Consider the following 22,024-nt stretch of genomic DNA (forward strand, 5'->3'; position numbering starts at 1 on the left):
GAGTCAGTAGTCCTTCTGCTGTGAGTTCTGGGAGGAGGGATCGAACCCGTGGGTCTCGGCGACGACGTCGAGGATGTGCTCGGCGATGGCCATCGACGAGGTTGCCCCGGGTGATGGTGCGTTGCGGATGAGAGTGGCGCGGCCCTGCTGTTCGATGACGAAGTCATCGATGAGCTCCCCGTCGGCATCCATGGCTTGGGCGCGGATGCCTCGGGTGATGGGGCTCGAAACAGCGCCCCGCAGAGAAGGCACGTATTCGGCAGCCCCAGAGAGGAACTTCTTCCGTGAGAGCACAGCGGCGAACTCCTGCACGGCCGCTTTCACGTTTCCAGCGGCGAACTTCCAGAAGGCAGGGGTGGCGGCCACTCGGAGGCTGTCTTTCACCCCGATCTTCCAACCCGCGTAGTTCTCCCGTCCGAAGGAGAGGAATGCGTTAGGGCCGACGAGCATCTCACCATCGACGCGTTTGGTCAGGTGCACGCCCAAGAAGGGGTAGGCCGGATCGGGCACGGGGTACACGAGTCCGTTGAGAATGGTGCGGTGCTCAGGAGCTAACTGTGAGTACTGCCCGAAGAACGGCACGATCGTCGGGTGGGAGGCGCCTCCGGCCATCTTCGCGACCCGATCGGACTGCAGTCCAGCGCAGGCTATGACGAAATCGAACGATTCCTCGCGTTCCGAGGTGCCGCCTCGGCGGGCCGAGCTGTCGGTCGAGATGATAGTGCACCCGTCGGGCCGGACGTTGATGTCGACCACCTCGGTGTTGAGGCGGACCGTGCCACCGCTGCTGCGGACATCCTCGACGAACGAGCGGGCGATCGCTGCATAATCGGTGATCGCCGTGTGCGGTGAATACAGGGCGAGGCGACCGACGGAATTGGGTTCGATCTCCCGGATCCGCTCGGGTCCGATGAGCTCGACGTCCGGCACCCCGTTGGCGACTGCTCGTTCGAAGATGGCGCGCAGCCGCTCTTCCTCGTCCTGTTGAAGTGCGACGACGATCTTGCCGCATTCGTCAAAGGGGAGGCCATTGGCGTCGGCGTAGTCACGCAGAAGTGTGACTCCGCGGCGACACAGTCGTGCTTTGAGGCTGCCGGGTTCATAGTAGAGGCCGGCGTGGACGACGCCGGAATTGTGGCCGGACTGGTGAGCGGCTACCCGATCGGCTTTCTCGAAGATGGTCACCGCAGCGTCGGGGTGGCGCCGGGTGATCTCGCGGGCGACCGCGGCCCCGTTGATCCCCGCGCCGATGACTGCGAACGACCGACCAGGGTGCTGATTGTGTTGAGACATTGCCAATCCGTTCTCAGTGTGGGGCAGTGCGGTGAGAGCCGCACCACATGAGCATCACGTGTAGCTTAACAGCTTGCATGTAGCATGCAACTCGATGGACGGCCATGCCCCGATGTCCTTCTGCCGGAGGTGGCTGAGGTGAAGTGCCCGCGAATCTGAAGCCGCCTGCGGGCGCGAGGCATTCAGCCGATGATCCAGGCCAGCCTGGTGTGCAGATCGCGGGCACCGAATTCGGGCCGCCGGCGGGTCTCCTGGCTGATGAGGATCTCGGCGGTGTTGAAGATGTGGCGACGCATGGCCGCTGCGGCCGCGTCGGGTTCTCGCTGCATGATCGCCTCGAAGATGTCGACGTGATCGGCGAAGCATTCCTGGCACGAGCGGGACGACGGGACAGTGCCCACCCCGGTCTGGAGGACGATGTTGCGCTGCTCGTGGAGAACCTCGGCGGCGCGGGCGTTGCCTGCCATCTGAATCACTGCGGAATGGAAGTCGCGGTCGGCTCTGAGCGTCGCCTCGGTGTCATCGGTGTCGGCGGCATTTCTGAACCGGCCGAATTGGTCGTCGAGGTTATTACGCGCAGCGGAGTCGTCGCTCAGTGCGGCTTTGCGGGCAAGCGGGACTTCGATGATGATTCGCAGCTCGAAACCGTCTATGAGGGAGTCGATGTCGGTCTCGAGAATGCGGATGCCGCGGTTGGGTTCAATGCTCACCAGCCCCAGGCGGGCGAGCTCTGCGGTGGCTTCACGGACAGGGGTGCGCGAGACGCCGAGCCAAGTTCCGAGTGCGGTGGCCGAGTGGAGGCTTCCGGGAGGCAATTCGCCGTCGATTATGGCCTGACGCAGCCGTTCCGTGGTCTGTTGGGTCAGGGTCGGCCCCCGGTTGACAATCGACATGCTTCGATTCTGCCACGTCGGCCCCGCGGGGTTGACCGGTCGGGGGCGAAAGGAATTTCGCAGCAGTCGGGTGGACTGGAGCGCGCGTCAGGGTACCCGTTTGGTTCGTCGAGCGATTATCTCAAAGTAGATAATATCTAATTGGTTAATAAAATGTGTAGGGTTGGTTCGTGACAGCCGATCTCGGCAGGCCGGAAGGATCCTCTGATGAACCGCCCGATGAAATGCTCGACCCCGCCCGACTCGAAGTCGCCCGACGACGAAGTCATCCGACAGACCCGGACCCCGCGCCGCGTCCTCGTGCTCGGGGCGACCGGCTACATCGGTGGTCGCCTTGTGCCGCGACTGCTGCAGGCCGGCCACGAGGTCCGTGTCGGGGTGCGCCGACCGGAGAAGCTCAAACAGGTTCCGTGGGCGGCCGACGTCGACGTGAGAACCCTCGACCTCGACACCGGTCACGGCCTCGAGGGCAGCCTCAGCGGCATCGATACGGTCTACTACCTGGTGCATTCCATGGGGAGTGATGGAGACTTCGAGGCGGCCGAGGCCCGCGCCGCCAAGCGCTTCGTTCGCGCGGCGGCAACTGCGGGCATTCGCCGCATCGTCTACCTCGGGGGGCTCCATCCGGAGGGACGCGAGCTGTCGAAGCACATGCGTTCACGGGCGAACGTCGGACGGATTCTGCTCGACTCCGAGGTCGACGCGATCGTCTTCAACGCCGGCATCATCATCGGCTCCGGCTCGGCTTCGTTCGAGATGATTCGCCATCTCGCCCTGACGTTGAGGTGGATGCCGGCACCGGACTGGGTGGCCAACAGAGTTGAGCCGCTGTCGGTTCGCGACGCTCTCTACTATCTTCTCTCCGCGGTCGATGTGGAGGAAGCGGTCAATTGCTCGTTCGACATCGGTTCGCGTCAGATCCTCACCTATGCCGATGTGATGCGCACCTTCGCTGCCGTCGCTGGGCTCAAGCCCCGCCACGTCATCGCGTTACCTCTTCCCGCCCCGACCCTGTCCGGCATCTGGGTCGGACTGGTCACTCCGCTGCCGTTCAGTCTCACTCTCCCGCTCGTCCAGTCTCTGCAGGAAGACGCGGTGGCCTCATCGCATGAGGTCGATGAGGTCATTCAGCCGCCCGAATCCGGGCTCATCGGGTTCGCCGACGCTGTCCGACTCGCCCTGCGACGCGAAGTAGAAGGCGCTGTGGATACGAATTGGGATGCGGATGCAGGTGGACTCGACGAGGCTGCCCAGCCGTTGCCCACCGATCCACAGTGGTCGGGCAGACGCATCTTCACCGATGAGCAGTCGGCGACGATCGGCGGCCTCTCGCCCGCGGACGTGTGGCCTGTGCTCGAGGGCATCGGTGGAACCAACGGGTGGTACTCCTGGCCGCTGGCGTGGAAGGCGCGGGGGATCTGGGACAAGGCCGTCGGAGGTGCCGGCCTCAACCGGGGTCGCCGCCTGCCGGATACGCTGCGCATCGGCGATCCCGTCGACTGGTGGAGGGTCGAACAACTCAAACGCAACTCCCGCCTCATGCTCCACGCCGAGATGAAGGTCTCCGGCCACGCGTGGCTCGAGTTCACACTGGCCGACTCAGACGAGGGCTGCGAGTACCAGCAGACAGCGACCTTCATCCCCACCGGCCTGCGCGGTCGCGTCTACTGGGCCCTCGTCGCACCCTTCCACCGTTTCATCTTCCCCGCCATGGCGAAGAACATCGCCGCCGAGGCGCGCCGCCGGGTGCGATCGTGACCGCTCCCCGGTCTCTTTCATGATCAGGAGCGGTCTGTCAGCATCGCTGCGAAGCCGTCCCGGTAGGTGGGGAACGTCAAGTCACCCACGAGCGAGCCGAAGCGAGCCCCATCGATCCGTTTGCCGCCCGGCATCTCGCCGTCGATATGGCCGGGAACGGACACGCCGAGGCGGTCGGCGATGAAGGCGGCGACGACGCCCATCTGAGCAGGCAGGGAATCGACAGCGTGGACGAGGTCCGGCGGTTCCGGGTCAAGGGCCAAACGTTCGAGGCCGTGAACGAGGTCGTCTCGGTGAACGCGGTTCGTCCACCGCTGATGATTGAGCGGCCGTCCCCGCCTGACAGCATTGATCAGCCGGTTTCGGCCGGGACCGTAGATCCCTGCCGGGCGTACGATCGTGAGACAGTCGAAGAGCTCGGCCGCCTCGGACTCGGCGGCAGCGAGGACCTCACCCGGCCCGGACTCCGGGGCGATCGGAGAATCTTCGGCGATCACTCGCGTCGGGTCCTCAGCAAGGACACGCGTGGAGGACACAAGGACGACTCGGCCAGGCTGCGACTCGAGAACACTGGCAAGCCCCCGCAGTCCGTCGAGGTAGGACCGTTCGTATCCGGCCCGACTCGGCTCGTCAGGAGTGAGGGTGATGATGACGGCGTCGAGATCGGCCAATCGCGAATCGCTGCGGGCGGGATGGTCCGCACGACTGCGGGCGGGAGCACCGAAACGGGTGAGATCCATGCCGATGGTCTCGAAGGCATCGGGCAGTTCGGCGACGCGGCGGCGCAGTCCGATCACCTCGTGCCCCTGGTCGACCAGCCGCAGGCCCAGCCGCGTGCCCAGGTCGCCGCACCCGGCCAGGAGAACCCTTCGTGCCGTCATCGTGCTCATTCCGCCTCGCTCTTCATCCGGTCATAGGCCGCCAATGCCGCCTGGCGCGATGCCTTGAGGTCGACGATCGGCTCGCGATCGCCGTGCGAACGCTCCGCCTTGGTGAGAACGCCCGGTCCGTGGCCCAGCCACTTGCCGACGTACTCGTTGTTCGGGTCGAAGCGCTCGCGTTGGCGTTCGGGATTGAAGATCCGAAAATACGGCGCCGCATCGGCTCCGCATCCGGCCACCCATTGCCACGACACCGGGTTGTTGGCTTCATCGGCGTCGACGAGCGTGTCCCAGAACCACTGTTCGCCGTGCCACCAGTGAATGAGCAGATTCTTCGTGAGAAGGCTCGCCGTGGCCATCCGGACCCGGTTATGCATCCACCCGGTCTGCCACAGTTGGGCCATGCCGGCGTCGACAAGGGGGATCCCGGTCGTCCCGTTCTGCCAATGGTCGAGCGCCTCGGGGTCGTCCTCGTATGGAAAGCGCGCGAACTCCGGCCGCATCGGCTCGGACTCGACGTTCGGCAGATGGTAGGTCAGGTGCCAGGAGAACTCGCGCCAGTAGAGCTGGCGGATCCATGCGTGCCGATCATCGTCGCTGACCTCCGGCAGATCCAGGGCCGCAGCCAGCAGCTGCCGCGGGGAGAGTTCGCCGAAGCGCAGTCGCGGTGACAGGCCTGACGTGCTGTCGGGGTCAGCCGGGACATCATGCGAATCAGTGTAGTCCTCGACTCCGTCGCTGAGGTCCGCCAGCTGTCGGGCTGCCTCTCGGCATCCGGGGCTCCAGTGCTCGGCCACAGTCGTCTTCCACCATCGAGGGGTCCTCGCCGAGGCGAAGGCGCCCGAACCCGTGCCGGTTCCGTCGAGGAGACCGAGGCCGTCAAGATCGCGCACCCAGGAGTGCCCGTCGACGGTCTGTCGGTCGACCTTGCTCAGAGAGTTCTGTTTCTGCGGTGCCGGGAGGACGTCGCCGACGGTGCGATCGCGTACGGCGTTGAAGTACGGAGTGAACACCTTGTAGAAGTCTCCGCTCTGCGGGCTGACCGTCCAGGGTTCGACGAGCAGCGCGCCGGTGTGGGAGTGCACTGCACGCCCGGCATCAGCCAGGTCCGTCTTGATCTGCTCGTCGAGGCGACGTGCGGCCGGGGCATAGCGGCGCGACCAGCGAACGGCATCGACCTTCAGGTCGGCCGCCGCCTGCGGGACGATGTCGGCAGCGGAGCCTGCTGCGAAGAGCAGCGGGATACCGAGCCGTGCGAGTTCGGTCTCCAGGACGCGCAGCGACTCGTGCGCCCACCAGCGGGCCGCCCCGCCCAGCGGGCGTGGGCCGCGACCATCATCGTCTCGGCACTCCCTGATCCAGAGGCCGATCACCTGACCGTCGGCGCGGGCCGCAGCCAGGGCCTCGTGGTCATCGACGCGCAGGTCGTCACGGAACCAGACGAGGGTGAGATGCTCGTTGCTCATCAGTTCGTCCCCTTCTTCGCTTGGCGCAGCCGACCGAGTAGGCCGCGCCGCAGCAGCCCCTGTGGCGGCGGAGACCAGATCGGGGTGCCTGCGACCCGCCAGGTGCCCAACAGTTCATTGGCGGCGAGATACCCGGTGGTCGCCGCACGCTCCATCAGAGCCACCGGCAGCTCGCACCGAACATGGTCGCCTGCTAAGACCAGGCCGGGCAGCGGAGTGGAGACGCCCGGCCGACCGGCCCACGCTCGGGTGTCGGTCAGTCCGCAATCGGATTCGGTGAGGAGTTCGCGGTGGAGGATCTCGATGTTTCTGGTCTCCGGATACACCTCGTGCAGATCTGCCAGGAGTCTCTCCTCCACGTCGTTCTCGGCGAGGTGGTCGGCAAGGGCATAGGCGTGGAGTTCGACGACGGATCCTGAGTGCGCCTCGGCCCACCGGGTGGCGCCTGCTTCGAAGCGTTCGAGCACGGAGATGTTGTCGAGCAGCTCAAAACCGCTGGTGCCCAGGAACGCGGGCCGGTCCGGCGAGACCGCCTCGGCGAACCAGAGCCGGAGCACCGCAAACGGCGGAGCATTGCGTTGTGCGGCGATTCGGGCGAACCAGTCATGCAGCTCCTGCCGACCGGTCGATGCTCCTCGGTCGGGCCGATGGGCCTCCGAAGACCCGGTTACGGTGTGCTTTTCGACGGAGGCGATCAGCTGTCGAGTGCTCTCCGGATCGGCAGCGATGACGAGGGAATCCGAGCCGAATGTTCCGGCCGTGGTCTCGACGCTCCAGCCACCAGGGGTTCGGTTGATCGTGTGGGCTGCAGTGATGGTCTCGATGCGCACTCCGAGGTCCTCCAAGTACCGTCCCAGCGGTGACCACAGGGCGGTGTCGTAGTCGTCATCGGGGACGTCGAAGAGCAGCCCCTCAGCCGAACCTGCGAAGTAGGTGTGGAACATGGCGACGAGTTCCCCGGCGGAGAAGTCACTCGGGTGCGCGAAGAATGAGCGGGCGAAGACCTCGAGGGCGAGGTGACGTGCCTCGGTGGGGAAGCGGAGGCGATCGAGAAACGCTGCCGCCGACTCCCCGTCATAGTGGGAGAACGAGTCCGGGAAGTCGACATCGATGAGTTCCAGAGCGGTGCGGAGGTCGACACGCGTCAGGCCCAGCAGCGGGAAGGTCGGGCTGCTCAGCACGAAACCGAGGAGATTGAAAGGGGGAGTCCGCGGGATCGAGGCGAAGGAATCGGTGGGACCGCCTCGGCGGGTGAGCGGATAATCGGGAATCGGTCGGAGACGATCGAGATCGGGGTCGGTGCGGCTGAGCAGATCGCGCAGATTGTAGTACTGCCGGAAGAATGCGTGGAATCCCCGGCTCATCGTCCGTCCGTCTGCTACCGGCCAGGAGCTGACCCGCCCACCGAGGCGGGGACTCGATTCGACGATGGTGACGTCGACTCCCCGTTCGGCCAGAATCGTCGCGGCCGATAGGCCCGCGATTCCGGCGCCGATGACCGTGACGGTCTTCGGGCGCAGCAGGCTGCGTCGCCCGGGGGCGGCCGGCAGTCGTCGAGCATGTGGATCGTGCGGGGTCATTCCGCCTCCTCGGGGTTTCGATTGAGGTTCCACTGCCAGAGCATGAGCACTGCGGTGATCATGGCGAAGCCGAACCCGAAGTCCTCAATGGGGATGTCGAACGGGAAGCGGATGCCGAGGAACATGTCCGGGTTATAGATGACGATCGGGTCGGACAGTTTCGTCAGCCAGCCGTCGACGAGGCATTGGAATCCCAGGCAGATGGCCAGCGCCGCCCAGTACTTCGCGCGGCGGAAGATGCCGCTGCGGAAGACGAGGAGTTCGAGTCCCACGACCACGATCATGCCGAGGGCGGTCATCACGGAGTACTCGGGGATCATCGGATCTCGCCGTCGATCGGTGGGCGGCGATCGGGCTCTCTGGGGTGGGCGACGTTCGTCCGGCTGCCTGTGCGTCGTCGGGTCCACCCGATCACGGTGCCGACCGCCTCATAGCTCAGCAGCGCGCAGACGGGGATGACGAGGAAGAACACGAGTTCTTCGAGCGGGAGGATCCCGAGGTCGATGCCCGTGACGAAACGCGGATCGTAGGACCAGTGGTCGCGGGCGATGGCGATGATGTCCCAGACGGCGAAGACGACGACCACCGGGACCAGGGCCTTAAGCAGAACCTGCCAGCGACGGTAGACGCGGGCGGCGAACACGAGCTCGAGCGGCAGAGTGATGAGCAGGCAGGCGGCCATGAGGCCGAGGTAGTCCCAGTGTCCGATCATGGATGACTCCGCCGTGCGGGATCGCTGCTGCCAGGTATGCGCGCGGGGCGGGCGGGTACGTGGAGGCCGAGATCGAGGTTGCGGATCCGATAGCCCTCGATGAGGTCGTCCCAGCCGACGGTGGGCTCCGTGAGCAGCCGCGGACCGCAGGAGAGAAGCCGGTGGACGAGCGCATCGGTTTCGTACAGGGCCAGGAACTGTCCCGGGCAGCTGTGGGCGCCGTCGCTGAAACTCAGCCCCGCGGCCGGAGCGGCACCCTGCCGAGCTGGGCAGAGAGCCTCGGCGTCGTGACCGTAGTGATCGGTGTCGATGTTGGTCTCACGGACGCAGACATCGATGAGGTCGCCGGTGGCAATGGTCGTCGTTGTGTGATCGTCGCTGATGTCGATAGGGGAGGTGGCGCGACGGTAGAGGTGGCCGACGACGGGTTCGAGACGGATGATCTCCTCGAGGATGGACAGCCGCCGAGGCTGCTCGGCTGCGAGGTATTCACCTCGCAGCTCCTCGTGATCGAGCAGATGCCAGCAGGCCATCGAGATGAACTCGCGGGTCGTGACCATCCCTGCGGTGCCGTAGGTGAGGCACTCGACGAGGATGTCACCGGTGCTGTGCCCGGAATCGAGGAGGTGGGAGATGACGTCGCCGCGGTGTCGACGCCGGTGGGCGCGGACGGCGGGGAGGACATCGTGGATGAAGAAGGTGATGAGCGGCATGATGCCGTTGACCGCCGCCTGCGCCCATTGGCGGTTCGTGCGTCCCCAATCCTCTGCAGCGAGGTCGACCGGGGGCTGACGGAAGAACGCGGTCAGCCGCGTGGCCATGCTGTCGGTGTCGGATTCGGTGAGCCCAACCACCCGCGACGTCACGTCGACCGTGAAGTGCAGCGCCGCCTCGTCGAGTCGACAGCGGCCCGAGACGGCCGCCTCGTCGACGATCGCCTGCGCGGAGGCGGCGATGTGCTCACCGTAGCGGTCGGCGATGACCGCCGGTGCGAAGAATCGGGCGACCTCGCGGCGCTGTCGGTCGTGTGCCGGTCCGTCGGAGATGAGGATCGGATGGGAGCGGAAGAGGCCGCGGGGGATCTTCTCCGCAGTGAAGCCTGCTTGAGCCGTCGACGAGCGGGCGCGCAGCACCTGCCGGGCCGCGGTGATCGAGCGGATCCTCCACATCCCCCGGTGCGTCTCGACGGCGGGGGAGGTGGTCTCATCCGCGCGACGGGCCTTACGCAAACCTGCCCCGGAGAGTCGGCCCATCGGGGCGGTCGCGGTCACGGCTGTTGCGTCCAGTCGGCATTGTTCAGGGACAATTCTTCGGTCATCCCGTTGAGAAAGCGGATGACGGCATCGCGTTCGCGGCTGGAGAGGTCGGCTGCGGCGTGGATTCGTCGGGCCTGCGTGCGCCCGACGGTCTCGCGGGCCGAGCGGGTTGTCTCTGCCGTGACTTCAAGGGCGTATGCCCGGCGATCACTGGGATGGAGCTTCCTGATCACGTGCCCTTCGCGTTCCAGGCGATTGATGAGCTTAGTCACCGAGGCCGCCGACATGGACATATGGACTGACAGCATCTTCGGGGTCACGACCGCGTTCTGCCGCTTCGCGGCGATGAGGTAGTGCAGCGCACGCATGTCCTGCTCGCTGAGCTTCATGAACCTGCGTGAGGCTTCGGAGAGGGCGCGTTCGGCCTCGCGCAGTCGGGCGAGCGCGTTCATGACGGCTGCGATCTGCTCGCGGTCGGCAGCGGAGAAGTCGGAGGAGTCGATGAGGTCACCAGGAAAGCCGGACTGCGATCCGGTGTACATGTTCTCTGTGATCGGGTCGTGAACGCCCGCGGCCTCCGATGACTCCATAGCGGCATCTTACTGACTTTCGACCCTTGAACGCATAAGAATAACTCCATGCATATAGTAACCTGAAGTGTAGTATATCGTTCAGGTTACTACAGATCGACCGAAGGACTCAGCTATGACCACTGCCGAGGGTGTCGGGTTCGGGTCCCCCGTCACAGCCGACATCGAGTCAGAGGTTCGGCGTGTGCTTGATGCCCGGGCAGACCGAGTAGCGGCCCTGGGGCCCTCGATCGTCGAGGTGTGGGACCGTCTCTCCAGCTGTCTGCTCGGGGGAAAGCTGCTGCGCCCGCGACTGCTCGTAGGAGCCTTCGACGCGCTCGCCCCCGATCCCTTCTCGGATTTCGTCACCGAGGCGGGCCCGCTTCGATCGGGCACGGCCGTCGACGGCTCGCCTGCGGGGAGAGGGCGGGCCCTGCGCATTGCGGCGGCTGTAGAGCTGCTGCACTTCGCTTTTCTTCTTCACGACGACGTCATCGACGGTGACCTCATGCGCCGTGGGCGCCCGAACTTCATCGGCCTCCTGCTCGAGGAGTGGCAGGCTGCCGATGGTCCCGCCGCCGAGTCGACGTCGGGCCCCTCGCAGCTGCAGGCTGCACGCAGCACGGCGATGCTGGTCGGAGACCTGCTGCTCTCTTCTGCCCAACAGATCGTCTTCAGCCAGGTGCCTCCCGGGGACGTGGGTGCGCGACTTCTCGAACAGTTCGACCGAGCCGTGATCGAATCGGTGGCCGGTGAGCTGACCGATGTGGCGCTCAGCGCCGGACTCATCGGCGCGGACCTCGCCGGCGTGGTGGAGATGAGTCGTCAGAAGACCGCGACCTACTCCTTCGAACTGCCGCTGCGTTCGGCTGCGATCCTCGCCGGTCACAGCCCGGAAGTCGAGGACGTCCTCGGCCGGGTCGGTGCCATGATCGGGTTGTCCTACCAGCTCCAGGATGATCTGCTCTCGACCTTCGGACACCCTGCCGACCACGGCAAGGACGCCTATTCCGATCTGCGGGAGGGCAAGGAGACAGCTCTCATCGCCGTCGCCAGGCGGACGGCCGACTGGCCGCTCATCGAACCGCACTTCGGCACCGGGGATCTCAGTGAAGGCGACGGAGCGAAGGTGAGGTCGCTGCTGTCCGAGTGCGGGGCCGAACGTGAGATTCGCGTGCTCATCGACGAGCTCGCCGATAATGCGCGGGAACTCATGGCGACCGCACCGTCCGGCTTGGGGCCGGACATGATCGTGCTCATCGACGACCTCATCGCGACGCTTGACGGGAGACGATCATGAAACGCAACGTGGACCGCTTAGGCCCCCTCGGGCGCTATTCCTTCGTGTCGACCCGGATCTCGCGGTCGGTCATCGGCGCCTACTCGACGTCCTTCGGCCTGGCGGCACGACTGCTCGGGCACCGCCACCGCGATCACGTGCGCAATATCTACGCCCTGGTCAGGGTCGCAGACGAACTCGTCGACGGGGTCGCTGCCGAAGCGGGCATCGACATCGACGAACAGCATCGGATGCTCGACCGGCTCGAGGCCGAGACCGAAAGCGGGATGAGCCTCGGCTACAGCAGCAACCCCATCATTCATGCCTTCTCCCGCACCGCCCGTACGGCCGGATTCGGAGACGAGCTGACCCGGCCGTTCTTCGCCTCCATGCGGACAGACCTGCAGACAACGTCATCGGGCGATTCGACCGCTGCCGCCCAGGGGCGGGTCGGCTTCGGTCGGAGGGAGCATGCCGATTATGTCTACGGGTCTGCCGAGGTCGTGGGGCTGATGTGCCTGAGGGTCTTCGCCCGCGACGAGGCGTACTCGAACGAGGAAGAACGACTTCTGGACCACGGTGCCCGCAGCTTGGGTGCGGCCTTCCAGAACGTCAACTTCCTTCGCGACCTCGGCGATGACACGCAGCGCCTGGGGCGAAGCTACCTCACCGAAGAAGCCACGGTCGATGGCCGAACGCAGGAGCGATGGATCATTGCCATCCGCGAACAGATCGCTGCCGCCGCGCAGACGATTCCGCTTCTGCCCGGTGACGCCCGCCTGGCAGTCCTGTCCGCATTGCGTCTGTTCTCCGCGCTGACCGACCGATTGGCCGAAGTGCCGGCCGCAGAGCTTCCACGTCGACGGGTCCGAGTGACGGGCCCGGACAAGGCGGCGCTCGTCCTCCGGGCGATGTACGAGGTGCGGACGGGGGCGAAGCGATGAGTCGGGTGATCGTCATCGGTGGGGGAATCGCCGGACTCGCCACCTCGGCGCTTCTGGCCCGCGACGGACACGAGGTCACCCTTCTCGAACGCAACAGCCGCCTCGGCGGGCGTGCGGGCAGCGTTGAGGATCAGGGCTTCAGGTTTGACACCGGGCCCTCGTGGTTCCTCATGCGGGAGGTCTACGACCACTTCTTCGAACTGCTGGGCACGAGCACGGATGAGCAGCTGGATCTGCGGCTCCTCGACCCCGGGTATCGGGTCTTCTCGGAGCCTGATGACGTCACCGGTCTGCGCGGCGTGGAAGTGCCGCACGGTATCGAAGCGGTGGCCGACCTGTTCGAGTGCATCGAACCGGGAGGGGGTGCCGCGGTGCGGAAGTACGTGAGGTCCGCGGGGCTGACGGCCGAAGTCGCCCGCAATCGGTTCCTCTACAACCCCTTCACGAAGCTGAGACCAGCCATCGGCCGAGATGTTCTCAGGTCCTTGCCGCAGCTGACCCGACTGCTGCTGCGGCCGCTCGCGACATTCGTGGAGCGGCGGTTCGAGGCATCGATCCTGCGCCGGATTCTGACGTATCCGGCAGTATTCCTCGGCACCGACCCCAATCGTGCTCCCGCGATCTATCACCTATTGAGCGCATTCGACCTGGATCAGGGTGTCTTCTATCCGATGGGTGGGTTCTGGGCTGTCGTCGAACGTCTGGAAGCGCTGGCTCGCCGAGCCGGGGTCACGGTGACCACCTCGGCGGAGGCGACGGAAGTGATGACGCAGGACAGAGGTGGTCGAACAGTCGTCAGCGGAGTCCGCTGGACCGATTCCGACGGTCGATCGCATGTCGAACCGGCCGAACTCATCGTGTCTGCCGCCGACCTGCACCATACGGAGACCGAGCTGCTTCCGCCACGGCTGCGCAGCTACCCCGAGTCGGTCTGGTCAAAGGTGGAGAGTGGTCCGGGAGCGATCATCGCAATGCTCGGCGTCGACGGAACCCTGCCCGAACTCGATCATCACTCGCTGTTCTTCACCGATGAGTGGGAGGAGAACCTGCAGGCGATCTTCGGTGCCGAGCAGAAGATACCCGAGCCGGCATCGCTCTATGTGTGCAGACCCAGTGCTACGGATCCCACGGTGGCACCGGCTGGGTATGAGAATCTCTTCGTTCTCATTCCGATTCCGGCGGACGTGGAGATCGGCAGTGGGGGTTCGGACGGGAAAGGAAGTCCCGTCCTCGAAGCGGCAGTCGATGCCGCGCTCGAGCGCATCGGACTGTGGGCAGGAATCGAGGACCTGCGCAGTCGGATCAGACTGCGCAGGACCCTCGGCCCGGCCGATTTCGCCCGGGACTTCCACTCGTGGAAGGGAGGAATGCTCGGGCCATCGCACATCCTCCGACAGAGCGCATTCCTGCGGATGCAGAATCAGTCACGACGCGTGGACGGACTCTTCTACGCCGGAGCAACGACCGCGCCGGGGATCGGTGTGCCGATGTGCCTCATCAGCGCCGAAGTCGTCGCCAAACGCATCCGCGGAGATCACTCGGCAGGGCCGACTCCCGTGTGACGTGCGCCGGTGCTCTGCTGGACTCAGCTGGTGGTCGAATAGACCTGCTCGGAGCCTCCGGTGCGCACCCGATTGCGGCGGCGGGTCTCCGGGCTCGTGCCGCGCGAACCCGATGATCGGCGGTTGGTCGGCTGACCGGATCGCGATGCCGAACCCTGACCGCCGGAACGGCTACCACGAGCCGACACGCGACGGCCGCTGCCTTCGCCGCTGCGACCGGAACCATCGTTTCGACCGGCCTGGCCGGACCCGGTGCCACGGTTGTTCTGGCGGGAGGCGTTGCCGTTGCGCTCTCCGCCGTTGCCACGTGAGTTCTCACGGTTGCGACCCGACTCATTGGCGGTGCCATCGCGACCCACGCTTCCACCGCGTCCGCCACGGCCGCCTCGGCGACGGGACGACCGGCCACCGGACTTCGCCGGTTCGGTCTTCTTGCGCGGCTGGACGGGTTCCTTCGGCTGCGGGGCGACGAACTCGGCGATCTCGCCGACGAGCTCGGTCACCTCGGGGGACTCTGCGGTGACCTTCTGCGGGGTCGCCTTGATGGCGGCCTTGCGCAGGAGGATCTGGGTGTCCTTGCGCTCTTCGGCGGTCATCACCGTGACGACGTCACCGGCGCTGCCGGCACGTGCGGTGCGGCCGGAACGGTGCAGGTATGCCTTGTGCTCGGTTGGAGGATCGACATGGACGACGAGCTCGACGGAGTCGACGTGGACGCCGCGGGCGGCGATGTCTGTGGCCACGAGTACCTTCGCCTCACCACTGGTGAACGCGGCGAGGTTGCGATCGCGGGCACCCTGAGACAGGTTTCCGTGCAGGTCGACGGCGGGGACGCCCGCTGCCGTGAGCTGGCGGGCGAAGCGCTTGGCCCGGTGCTTCGTTCGGGTGAAGAGGATGCGGCGGCCCGTGCCGGAGGCGAGCTTGTGTACGAGTTCGTTCTTGTCGTCGACTGACACCTCGAACACGTGGTGGGTCATGGCCGACACGTGGGAGGTCGCCTCGTCGACGGAGTGGAGGACCTCGTTGTGGAGGAAGCGACGGACGAGTTTGTTGACGTCGTTGTCCAAGGTGGCGGAGAAGAACATCCGCTGTCCCTCGGTCGGGGTCTGGTTGAGGATGCGGGTAACTCCGGGCAGGAACCCGAGGTCAGCCATGTGGTCGGCTTCGTCGAGGATGGTGACCTCGATGTTCTCGAGCGTGAGGATGTCCTGCTGGAGCAGGTCCTTGAGGCGGCCCGGGCAGGCCACGACGATGTCGACGCCGGCCTTCAGCGCGACCTCCTGTCGACGCTGCTTGACGCCGCCGAAGATCGTCGTCGTCCGCAAGCCCACGGCCTTAGCCAACGGGTCGATGACCTCGGTGATCTGCGTGGCGAGCTCACGGGTGGGAGCAAGGACGAGCCCGCGTGGATGGCGGAACTTCTGCGAACCCTTGCCGGATTCGGCCAGGCGCGCGACGAGGGGAATGGAGAATGCCAGGGTCTTGCCGGACCCGGTCTTTCCGCGGCCGAGCACATCGCGGCCGGCCAGCGTGTCGGGCAGAGTGTCCTGCTGGATCGGGAAGGCCTGGGTCTTGCCCTCACGGTCGAGGGAGTCGACAAGTTTGGCGGGAACACCGAGTTCGGCGAACGAGGTGGGCGCTGGGGAGGCCTTCTTCGTGCGATTGCTGGTGGTGCTTGTGGTGGTTGTGGTGGTGTTTCTGTTGCTGCCTCCGCGGGTGCGGGTGCTGCGGGGATTGGTGTGAGTCTGTGACGTAGTGATGGGGTGGCCCTTCGACGTGCCGGAGGGCGTGCCGGTGCCGTGCATAGGTGGCAGGCAGCCGCTTCCGGTCATGGAATGAGCGCTGTCGGCGCTCTCGATCGCCGAGAGAAAACGGCTTCGGAAATGCGCGGGTGCTTTCACCCAGCTGCAGAGACGAGGCGTCCTGACGACGCAGGGAACCCGAAATCGGGTTCGCAAGTACCTTCAGTATACCGCCGGCAGAGCTGAGAGCAGAATCCGCCGGCGCGCAGCCTGGCTCCGACCGGTCTAAGCCGGGCGCCCGAGGCGCTCAGTTTCAGGCGACAGGTTGGGATCACTATCGGGCGCGACGCTGAGGGCCGGGGCCGGTTCGGGTTCGGCGGCCGATGCGGGCTCGGCGACAGGTTCGGGCCTCACGGTGGGTTCCGGACCGGCGACGTGGAGAGCGGAATCCATCTGTTCCAGGGCGGGCGCGACCGGCCGCGAGCGGTTTCCGCGATGTCCGGTCACACGTGCGGCGAGCACCACCGAAGCCCAGCCGATGCCGATTCCCGCGATGTCGTCGAGGATGTAATGCCATCCGAAGTAGAGAGTGGCCACGACCGTCACACCGAAGAAGATCCAGGTGAACACCTGGACGGCGCGATGTTGTTTGGTCAGCGTCATGAACAGAGCGGCTGCGAAGGTGACGGAGACGTGCAGAGATGCGAACGCGGCGACCCCCTGGATGGAGTCACTGCCGATCGGGTTGCTGAGGTAGTCGAGGCGAGTGTCGATGAGGGATTCCTGGAGCTCACTGACTCCGGTGTCGGGCAGCGCCCGGAAGACCTCCGGGTGGCTGAACACACGGCCGACCGCTGGCAGGAGATAGTAGCTGACGGTGCCGAGTACCCAATTGAGGCTCAACATCGTCGTATACCAAGCGCCGACGGCGAGTCTTCGATTGAGCACGAGGACCGCGCCGAGGCTGATCGGAATGAGCGGCAGGTAAGCGAGGTAGGCGATAGACAGCAGGTTCGCCGCGATGCCGGTGCCCAGGACTTCGTGCAGGAGCACGGCCGGAGTGTTTCCGCCCATGAGCCAATGGTCGAGGCGGAACAGCTGCTGATCGAAGAGGGTGCCCTCGCGGAACACCGGCAGCACGCTCTTGAGATTGCGGTAGGCGACGTAGCAGACGTAGAAACTCAGCAGCCCTGCACCGATGCACAGCAGACGGTGTGTGTTCCACTCCTTCTTCGCGACGTCCACGACAGACGCCGGCAGATTTCGCCACCCGCTTCGCCTCACCGTTTCCACGATCAGCCCGCCGCCGATGAATCCGAGAACCAGCAGTGGCAGCCGGATGTATGAGGGGCCGAGGAATCCGTCGGGGTCCCGCAGCGGGAGATCGAGGAAGAGGGAGGAGAACACGGCGGCCGCTCCGACGAGGAGAGCGAGCACCATGGCAAAGGTGTAGGGCCAACGTCGCAATCTGGTCATCGGGACACCGTAGTAATTCACTTTTAGTACATCTTCGGATTTCCCTCGGAGGCGGCTGACCGGAACCCCGTTCTCGCCCGCGCCGGCGGGGCAGAACAGAATGGTCCACCCACTGTGCGGCTCGCGGCATTAGTGTTGGTTCATGACAGAAGGTCCAATGAACGCGCCTCCGAATCGCGATGACCCGATACCCGAGGGGCTCAGACTCGGTGCCCGCTTCACCGGATACCTGCTGGTGATCATCGCGGGAATCACAGTCGCGATCTTCGTAGCACTGCAGGTCGCACAGATCGTCGTTCCATTCCTGGCCGGGCTCGTCCTCTCTGCCCTCCTGGTCCCCATGTCGACGTTCCTGCAGCGGCATCGGTGGCCGAAGTGGTTGGCAGTAGTCACAGTCTGGGTCGTCGTCCTCGGCCTGTTGGCCGGACTCGTCCTTCTCATCACCTTTCAGATCAGAAGTGAGATACCTGAGATCCAGAAGCAGGTGGCGACGACCCTGGACGAGGCGAAGCAGCTCTTGGCCACGCAGCCGTTCGGAATCACCGAAGCCAAACTCAACGACCTCGTCGATTCCTCGGGGAAGTGGCTGCAGGACAACGCCGCCGGTCTCGGCTCCGGTGCCGCCGAGGTGGGCACGACGGCGGCTCATGTCATCGAAGGCGTCATCATCATCCTGTTCGTCACCCTCTTCGCGCTCATCGACGGACGCGGCATCTGGACCTGGGTCGTCAACATCTGGCCGAAGAAGGCGCATGCGCGGATCTCCGCGGCCGGTGAGGCCGGTTGGAAGACGCTGACGAATTTCATTCGGATCCAGCTCGTCGTCGCGGCCAGCGATGCGATCGGAATCGGAGTGGGTGCACTGATCCTCGGCGTCCCCTTGGCGGTGCCGATCGCCATGGTGGTCTTCCTCGGTGCCTTCGTGCCGTTCGTCGGAGCGATCGTGGGCGGAGCGGCCGCGGTGGGCTTGGCGCTGCTCTTCAACGGCTGGGTGCACGGCCTGATCATGCTCGGGATCGTCATCGTCGTCCAGCAGCTCGAAAGCCACGTTCTGCAGCCGTGGCTGACAGGACCCACAGTGAAGATCCACCCCTTGGCGGTGATCCTCGGAGTGACAGCGGGAGCAGCGGTGGCGGGCATCGCCGGTGCCTTCTTCTCCGTGCCGGTCATCGCGACTCTCAATGCGATGATCCACGCGGCCAAAGACTACAGAGTGGGACAGCGTTGAGACGGGCCGGTTCACGGTTGAACCGAGTGCGGATCGTCAAGGGCGCTCTTCGGCGTCTGCTCGACGACGAGTTCCTCGACAGAGCAGCCGGGCTGAGCTTCTACGCTCTGCTCTCTGCTGCCCCGGCGATCCTCGCCATGGTGTCGCTGCTCGGTGTGGTCGGGGAAGCCGAGTCGACCACGACGGCGGTGCTCTCCCTGGTCCACGGAGTCTCGGCCTAGGCGGCCACGGTGATCCGTCCGTTCATCGTCGAACTCACCGAGTCGTCCTCGGCCGGAGCCACCCTCATTGGCAGCCTGCTGCTGGCGATCTGGTCGTCGTCGAAATACATCGGCGCATTCGGCCGTGCCCTGAACGCTGTCTACCGGGTCGAGGAGACTCGGCCGTACTGGAAGCTCAAGCCGCTCATGCTCCTGATGACCGTGGTCACATGGCCGGTCTTCGTCTTCTTCGTCATGCTGCTCATCGCCCTGCTCTACTACGTGATCCCGAACGTCAGGCAGCCGAAGTTCCGGTGGGTCAGCCTCGGTGCGTTCGTCGCGCTGCTCGTGCTGCTTGCCGTGTCGGCCTGCTTCGTTCTCTACATCAACAACTTCAGCAGCTACAACGTCACCTATGGGTCGATCGGGGGAGTGACCGTCGGGCTCGCCTGGGTGTGGATGGTCAACCTCTCGCTGCTCCTCGGTGCCGAGTTCGACGCTGAGATCGAACGCCGCGAACCCTGCAGCATTGTGCAGCACCGTCGCCCTGGCGTCGAGGAAGCGCCACCCGTCGTGCCGATGAAGTCAGTGTGGAAGTGCGACAGACAACGATGTACCCGCCATTTCGGTGATGACACATTGCTCCAGCTGGTGTGGTTTGAGCTTGCTTCCAGTCGCGTATTGAGGATCAAGACTGATAGCGACGAGGTCGCCATTTGCAAGGAGGATCGCGTTTTCATTGAGCTCTTCGAGAATCGATTCGACTGATCGCTCGAGGCTCTGGACGGTCATGTCGATACCAGCAACTCCGAAGAACTCTCCCGATACCACCAGGGGAGACGTGAAAGTGAACGCGAACTGATCGGTGCACATGTAGTCGACGAATGGTCCTGTCATGTGGCTGCGTCCTGTTGCGGACGGAACGCGGTACCACTCGATCTCTTCGAGTCCAGACTGATAGGTGCCGAGTTCTGTGAGATCGGCATCCAGCGGGGTGGGTTCGGAACGACCGTCATTCTCCCGGGACACCCACCACAATAGGGAGCGAGACCGCGCAACTACGCTGGGATGGACGCTTACGATCCCGGCACCCGCAAATCTGTCTGCCAAAGTCAGCACTTCGGTTGCTACGACCTCGATGCGTCGTTCAAGTGTTCGTGGCTCTGACGTGATTGCTTCGATCGCCGAGGCGGCCAGCCGATCAATGGTTTCGGGGACATCCTTCTGCCAAGCGGAGATGGACGCCGCCAACCTCGTCAGTGCAGAATTCTCATCAATTGTTCTCACGTTCTTGCCTCTGTGCTTCATTGCGTCGGGACAGCAACCACCTCAGAGAGATGTTAACAGCAGCCTCGCGGGCTTCAATCGCGGAGCGTGTGCCGCCGGAAATCATCTCGTCCAGCATAGTTTCGTGATGATCGAAGACCGATCTGCGCAGATCAGGATCATCGAGGCCCATCCATAGCAGTGCACCGAACTCATTCTGTATTCGGATCTGCTCATGGACCAGGCGGACGGATTGGGCTTCACCTGCCAGGCGTAAGTCCAACCCGCCCTGGACCGAACGGGCCGCCGCTCCGTCTTCGGGAACAGCACGCATAAATGCGTCCCGGATGCCTGTGAGGTTTTGTTCGAGGCCCATCTGGGCGATGGTGTTGAGAACTGCGTCCGTGATGGCGCGGTAGTACACGGCGAAGTCATTGATCTCTGAACGGGAGAGTGATCGAATCCTGTTGTCGAGCAATGACTGAATGTGGCGACTGTCGGCAGCGACGAAGCTTCCTCCGCCTCGACCTTGACGGGTGTGGAGCAGGTCAGTCGCACGGAGCTGTTGGAGCGCCTCTCTGACCGTGACCAGGGATACTCGAAACCGTGAAGCGAGTATCGATTCGCCAGGGAGGCGGTCGCCGGGGGCCAAGACACCGGTGGCGATGGCGTCTTCAAGTCTTTGCCGTATCCGCGGAACAAGGGCCTTGTCGCCGATCGGGGCATAGATGGCTGCGGTGACTGACGAATCCGTGCGGCGGTCATCCATATTGTCCATTGTCCGAAAGCAGGCTGAGAAAACATTGAAACATATGGTTTCATGTGTTTATATGATCTGCAACACATTCATCAACAAGGAGTGCGTGATGTCAGAGTCATCTGGAGCCGCAATTTCGCTCCGTGGAGTCGAGCGGATGTTCGGCGAAGTCGCAGCGGTCGCCGGCGTCGATCTGGAAATTGCTGAAGGGGAGTTCTTTTCCATGCTCGGTCCTTCAGGGTCGGGAAAGACGACAGTGCTTCGACTGATCGCCGGATTCGACGAGCCGACTGCGGGCGCCATTGAACTGGCCGGCAAACCGGTTCAACACCTGGCGTCGTACGACCGTGACGTCAACACTGTGTTTCAGGACTACGCATTGTTCCCCCATCTCAATGTGATTGAGAACGTCGAGTTCGGGTTGCGGGTTCGTCGTATACCCAAGGCTCGTCGTCGCCAGTTGGCGCGTGAGGCATTGGAGCGAATGCGTCTGGCTTCATTTGAGAATCGGCGGCCTGGTGAGCTTTCGGGCGGCCAGCGTCAGCGGGTGGCATTGGCCCGTGCGATTGTTGTCGACCCTAAAGTTCTGCTGCTCGATGAGCCTCTGGGTGCATTGGACAAGAAGCTGCGAGAACAGATGCAGATTGAACTGAAGGACCTGCAGAGGAATCTGGGAATCACATTTGTCTTCGTCACGCACGACCAGGAAGAAGCACTGACGCTCTCGGACCGAATTGCGGTATTCAGCGACGGACAGATTCAGCAGGTCGATACACCTGAGAATCTCTACAGTGCCCCGGCAACGGAGTTTGTTGCTTCATTTGTGGGTACTTCCAACCTCTTCGATGAACAAGCGGCTCTACGGCACCTTGGCCTAACTGGCAGATATACCATCCGGCCTGAAAATCTGCGTTTCGTTGCTACAGATTCTGCTGAACCCGGACGGCTGTCTGGCACTGTCCGGAACCGAATGTTCATCGGGGCGAGCCACCGAACGATCGTCGAGGTTGATGATCTCGAGATTTCTGTGCTCGAACCGGCAGGATCGCCCAACCGCGAAATCGGTGAGGCGGTTGCGATCGATTTCAATGACTCGGATGTTCGGAAGCTTCGGACAACCGAATCGATTGCGGCTTGAGCCGCAGGCAAAAAGGAGAACGGT

The 22,024-nt window shown here is 64.3% G+C and carries 20 protein-coding genes and 1 pseudogene; 8 read left to right on the top strand and 13 right to left on the bottom strand.

What is annotated here, in order from left to right; translation table 11 throughout:
• Positions 1-3: 3 nt before the first annotated feature.
• Positions 4-1,293 carry an L-2-hydroxyglutarate oxidase gene (lhgO, locus tag D3I60_RS18650; protein ID WP_262778407.1) on the bottom strand — a complete coding sequence of 430 codons (1,290 nt, stop codon included), beginning with the start codon at positions 1,291-1,293 and terminating at the stop codon, positions 4-6.
• A 182-nt stretch (positions 1,294-1,475) separates the two neighbouring features.
• The gene (locus D3I60_RS18655) at positions 1,476-2,186 is read right to left on the bottom strand and encodes a GntR family transcriptional regulator (protein WP_262778409.1); all 711 of its coding nucleotides are present in this window, start codon (positions 2,184-2,186) and stop codon (positions 1,476-1,478) included.
• A 207-nt stretch (positions 2,187-2,393) separates the two neighbouring features.
• On the opposite strand from D3I60_RS18655, the gene D3I60_RS18660 reads away from it, so the two are divergent.
• A complete protein-coding gene (locus D3I60_RS18660) occupies positions 2,394-3,944 on the top strand; it encodes an SDR family oxidoreductase (protein WP_262778411.1) in 1,551 nt (516 codons plus the stop codon).
• Between the two features lie 23 nt (positions 3,945-3,967).
• Here D3I60_RS18660 and D3I60_RS18665 read toward each other — a convergent pair whose 3' ends face one another.
• Genes D3I60_RS18665 through D3I60_RS18695 form a run of 7 tightly spaced genes read right to left on the bottom strand, consistent with a single transcriptional unit; the run spans position 3,968 to position 10,429 of the window.
• Positions 3,968-4,834 carry an NAD-dependent dehydratase gene (locus tag D3I60_RS18665; protein ID WP_262778413.1) on the bottom strand — a complete coding sequence of 289 codons (867 nt, stop codon included), beginning with the start codon at positions 4,832-4,834 and terminating at the stop codon, positions 3,968-3,970.
• Positions 4,831-6,291: a cryptochrome/photolyase family protein gene (locus tag D3I60_RS18670; RefSeq protein ID WP_262778415.1), complete on the bottom strand. Its 1,461-nt coding sequence runs from the start codon at positions 6,289-6,291 to the stop codon at positions 4,831-4,833. The genes D3I60_RS18665 and D3I60_RS18670 overlap by 4 nt, the downstream gene beginning before the upstream one ends.
• Entirely contained in the window at positions 6,291-7,871 is a 1,581-nt protein-coding gene (locus D3I60_RS18675) for an FAD-dependent oxidoreductase (protein WP_262778417.1), read from the bottom strand. The genes D3I60_RS18670 and D3I60_RS18675 overlap by 1 nt, the downstream gene beginning before the upstream one ends.
• Positions 7,868-8,191, bottom strand: coding sequence for a lycopene cyclase domain-containing protein (locus D3I60_RS18680; protein ID WP_262778418.1), 324 nt, complete (start codon positions 8,189-8,191; stop codon positions 7,868-7,870). The genes D3I60_RS18675 and D3I60_RS18680 overlap by 4 nt, the downstream gene beginning before the upstream one ends.
• Positions 8,188-8,583, bottom strand: a complete 396-nt coding sequence (locus D3I60_RS18685) for a lycopene cyclase domain-containing protein (protein WP_276584733.1) — start codon at positions 8,581-8,583, stop codon at positions 8,188-8,190. The genes D3I60_RS18680 and D3I60_RS18685 overlap by 4 nt, the downstream gene beginning before the upstream one ends.
• Positions 8,580-9,854, bottom strand: a complete 1,275-nt coding sequence (locus D3I60_RS18690; protein ID WP_262778419.1) for a cytochrome P450 — start codon at positions 9,852-9,854, stop codon at positions 8,580-8,582. Before D3I60_RS18690 ends, D3I60_RS18685 begins: the two co-directional genes overlap by 4 nt.
• A complete protein-coding gene (locus D3I60_RS18695; RefSeq protein WP_262778421.1) occupies positions 9,851-10,429 on the bottom strand; it encodes a MarR family winged helix-turn-helix transcriptional regulator in 579 nt (192 codons plus the stop codon). Before D3I60_RS18695 ends, D3I60_RS18690 begins: the two co-directional genes overlap by 4 nt.
• Positions 10,430-10,544: 115 nt before the next feature.
• Between D3I60_RS18695 and D3I60_RS18700 the strand changes: the two genes are divergently transcribed.
• The 3 genes from D3I60_RS18700 to crtI are packed head-to-tail and all read left to right on the top strand — an operon-like array spanning position 10,545 to position 14,193.
• On the top strand, positions 10,545-11,708 hold the full coding sequence (locus D3I60_RS18700) for a polyprenyl synthetase family protein (RefSeq protein ID WP_262778423.1): 1,164 nt from the start codon (positions 10,545-10,547) through the stop codon (positions 11,706-11,708).
• Positions 11,705-12,631, top strand: a complete 927-nt coding sequence (locus D3I60_RS18705) for a phytoene/squalene synthase family protein (protein WP_262778425.1) — start codon at positions 11,705-11,707, stop codon at positions 12,629-12,631. Before D3I60_RS18700 ends, D3I60_RS18705 begins: the two co-directional genes overlap by 4 nt.
• Positions 12,628-14,193 carry a phytoene desaturase family protein gene (gene crtI, locus D3I60_RS18710; protein WP_262778427.1) on the top strand — a complete coding sequence of 522 codons (1,566 nt, stop codon included), beginning with the start codon at positions 12,628-12,630 and terminating at the stop codon, positions 14,191-14,193. The genes D3I60_RS18705 and crtI overlap by 4 nt, the downstream gene beginning before the upstream one ends.
• Positions 14,194-14,216: 23 nt before the next feature.
• On the opposite strand, the gene D3I60_RS18715 is transcribed toward crtI, so the two are convergent.
• Both D3I60_RS18715 and D3I60_RS18720 read right to left on the bottom strand, forming a co-directional pair.
• Positions 14,217-16,025 (bottom strand): DEAD/DEAH box helicase, encoded by a 1,809-nt coding sequence (locus tag D3I60_RS18715; RefSeq protein ID WP_262778429.1) that lies wholly within the window; start codon positions 16,023-16,025, stop codon positions 14,217-14,219.
• Positions 16,026-16,220: 195 nt separating this feature from the next.
• Positions 16,221-17,411 carry a phosphatase PAP2 family protein gene (locus D3I60_RS18720; protein ID WP_262778431.1) on the bottom strand — a complete coding sequence of 397 codons (1,191 nt, stop codon included), beginning with the start codon at positions 17,409-17,411 and terminating at the stop codon, positions 16,221-16,223.
• A 142-nt stretch (positions 17,412-17,553) separates the two neighbouring features.
• On the opposite strand from D3I60_RS18720, the gene D3I60_RS18725 reads away from it, so the two are divergent.
• Genes D3I60_RS18725 through D3I60_RS18735 form a run of 3 tightly spaced genes read left to right on the top strand, consistent with a single transcriptional unit; the run spans position 17,554 to position 19,607 of the window.
• A complete protein-coding gene (locus D3I60_RS18725; RefSeq protein ID WP_262778433.1) occupies positions 17,554-18,639 on the top strand; it encodes an AI-2E family transporter in 1,086 nt (361 codons plus the stop codon).
• 26 nt (positions 18,640-18,665) lie between these two features.
• Positions 18,666-18,860: a hypothetical protein gene (locus D3I60_RS18730; RefSeq protein ID WP_262778435.1), complete on the top strand. Its 195-nt coding sequence runs from the start codon at positions 18,666-18,668 to the stop codon at positions 18,858-18,860.
• Between the two features lie 9 nt (positions 18,861-18,869).
• Entirely contained in the window at positions 18,870-19,607 is a 738-nt protein-coding gene (locus D3I60_RS18735) for a YihY/virulence factor BrkB family protein (RefSeq protein WP_262778436.1), read from the top strand.
• Positions 19,608-19,622: 15 nt separating this feature from the next.
• Here the strand turns inward: D3I60_RS18735 and D3I60_RS19545 are convergent.
• Positions 19,623-20,147, bottom strand: a pseudogene (locus D3I60_RS19545) (cache domain-containing protein); the annotation flags it as partial.
• Positions 20,113-20,874 carry a FadR/GntR family transcriptional regulator gene (locus tag D3I60_RS18740; RefSeq protein ID WP_262778438.1) on the bottom strand — a complete coding sequence of 254 codons (762 nt, stop codon included), beginning with the start codon at positions 20,872-20,874 and terminating at the stop codon, positions 20,113-20,115. The pseudogene D3I60_RS19545 and the gene D3I60_RS18740, both read right to left, overlap by 35 nt.
• A gap of 97 nt (positions 20,875-20,971) precedes the next feature.
• Here D3I60_RS18740 and D3I60_RS18745 point away from each other — a divergent pair, with 97 nt between their 5' ends.
• Positions 20,972-22,000 carry an ABC transporter ATP-binding protein gene (locus D3I60_RS18745; protein ID WP_262778440.1) on the top strand — a complete coding sequence of 343 codons (1,029 nt, stop codon included), beginning with the start codon at positions 20,972-20,974 and terminating at the stop codon, positions 21,998-22,000.
• The last annotated feature ends 24 nt before the right edge of the window (positions 22,001-22,024 follow it).

It is taken from the genome of Brevibacterium permense (genome assembly GCF_025506275.1).
GTDB classification, from domain to species: domain Bacteria; phylum Actinomycetota; class Actinomycetes; order Actinomycetales; family Brevibacteriaceae; genus Brevibacterium; species Brevibacterium permense_A.

What these genes read in the sequence shown, in the direction of transcription:
- crtI (WP_262778427.1), top strand. Translation starts at nt 12,628, where the DNA reads ATGAGTCGGGTGATCGTCATCGGTGGGGGAATCGCCGGACTCGCCACC.
- D3I60_RS18705 (WP_262778425.1), top strand. Translation starts at nt 11,705, where the DNA reads ATGAAACGCAACGTGGACCGCTTAGGCCCCCTCGGGCGCTATTCCTTC.
- D3I60_RS18740 (WP_262778438.1), bottom strand. Translation starts at nt 20,874, where the DNA reads ATGGATGACCGCCGCACGGATTCGTCAGTCACCGCAGCCATCTATGCC.
- lhgO (WP_262778407.1), bottom strand. Translation starts at nt 1,293, where the DNA reads ATGTCTCAACACAATCAGCACCCTGGTCGGTCGTTCGCAGTCATCGGC.
- D3I60_RS18655 (WP_262778409.1), bottom strand. Translation starts at nt 2,186, where the DNA reads ATGTCGATTGTCAACCGGGGGCCGACCCTGACCCAACAGACCACGGAA.
- D3I60_RS18660 (WP_262778411.1), top strand. Translation starts at nt 2,394, where the DNA reads ATGAACCGCCCGATGAAATGCTCGACCCCGCCCGACTCGAAGTCGCCC.
- D3I60_RS18700 (WP_262778423.1), top strand. Translation starts at nt 10,545, where the DNA reads ATGACCACTGCCGAGGGTGTCGGGTTCGGGTCCCCCGTCACAGCCGAC.
- D3I60_RS18680 (WP_262778418.1), bottom strand. Translation starts at nt 8,191, where the DNA reads ATGATCCCCGAGTACTCCGTGATGACCGCCCTCGGCATGATCGTGGTC.
- D3I60_RS18745 (WP_262778440.1), top strand. Translation starts at nt 20,972, where the DNA reads ATGTCAGAGTCATCTGGAGCCGCAATTTCGCTCCGTGGAGTCGAGCGG.
- D3I60_RS18720 (WP_262778431.1), bottom strand. Translation starts at nt 17,411, where the DNA reads ATGACCAGATTGCGACGTTGGCCCTACACCTTTGCCATGGTGCTCGCT.
- D3I60_RS18665 (WP_262778413.1), bottom strand. Translation starts at nt 4,834, where the DNA reads ATGAGCACGATGACGGCACGAAGGGTTCTCCTGGCCGGGTGCGGCGAC.
- D3I60_RS18715 (WP_262778429.1), bottom strand. Translation starts at nt 16,025, where the DNA reads ATGACCGGAAGCGGCTGCCTGCCACCTATGCACGGCACCGGCACGCCC.
- D3I60_RS18695 (WP_262778421.1), bottom strand. Translation starts at nt 10,429, where the DNA reads ATGGAGTCATCGGAGGCCGCGGGCGTTCACGACCCGATCACAGAGAAC.
- D3I60_RS18670 (WP_262778415.1), bottom strand. Translation starts at nt 6,291, where the DNA reads ATGAGCAACGAGCATCTCACCCTCGTCTGGTTCCGTGACGACCTGCGC.
- D3I60_RS18685 (WP_276584733.1), bottom strand. Translation starts at nt 8,583, where the DNA reads ATGATCGGACACTGGGACTACCTCGGCCTCATGGCCGCCTGCCTGCTC.
- D3I60_RS18675 (WP_262778417.1), bottom strand. Translation starts at nt 7,871, where the DNA reads ATGACCCCGCACGATCCACATGCTCGACGACTGCCGGCCGCCCCCGGG.
- D3I60_RS18725 (WP_262778433.1), top strand. Translation starts at nt 17,554, where the DNA reads ATGACAGAAGGTCCAATGAACGCGCCTCCGAATCGCGATGACCCGATA.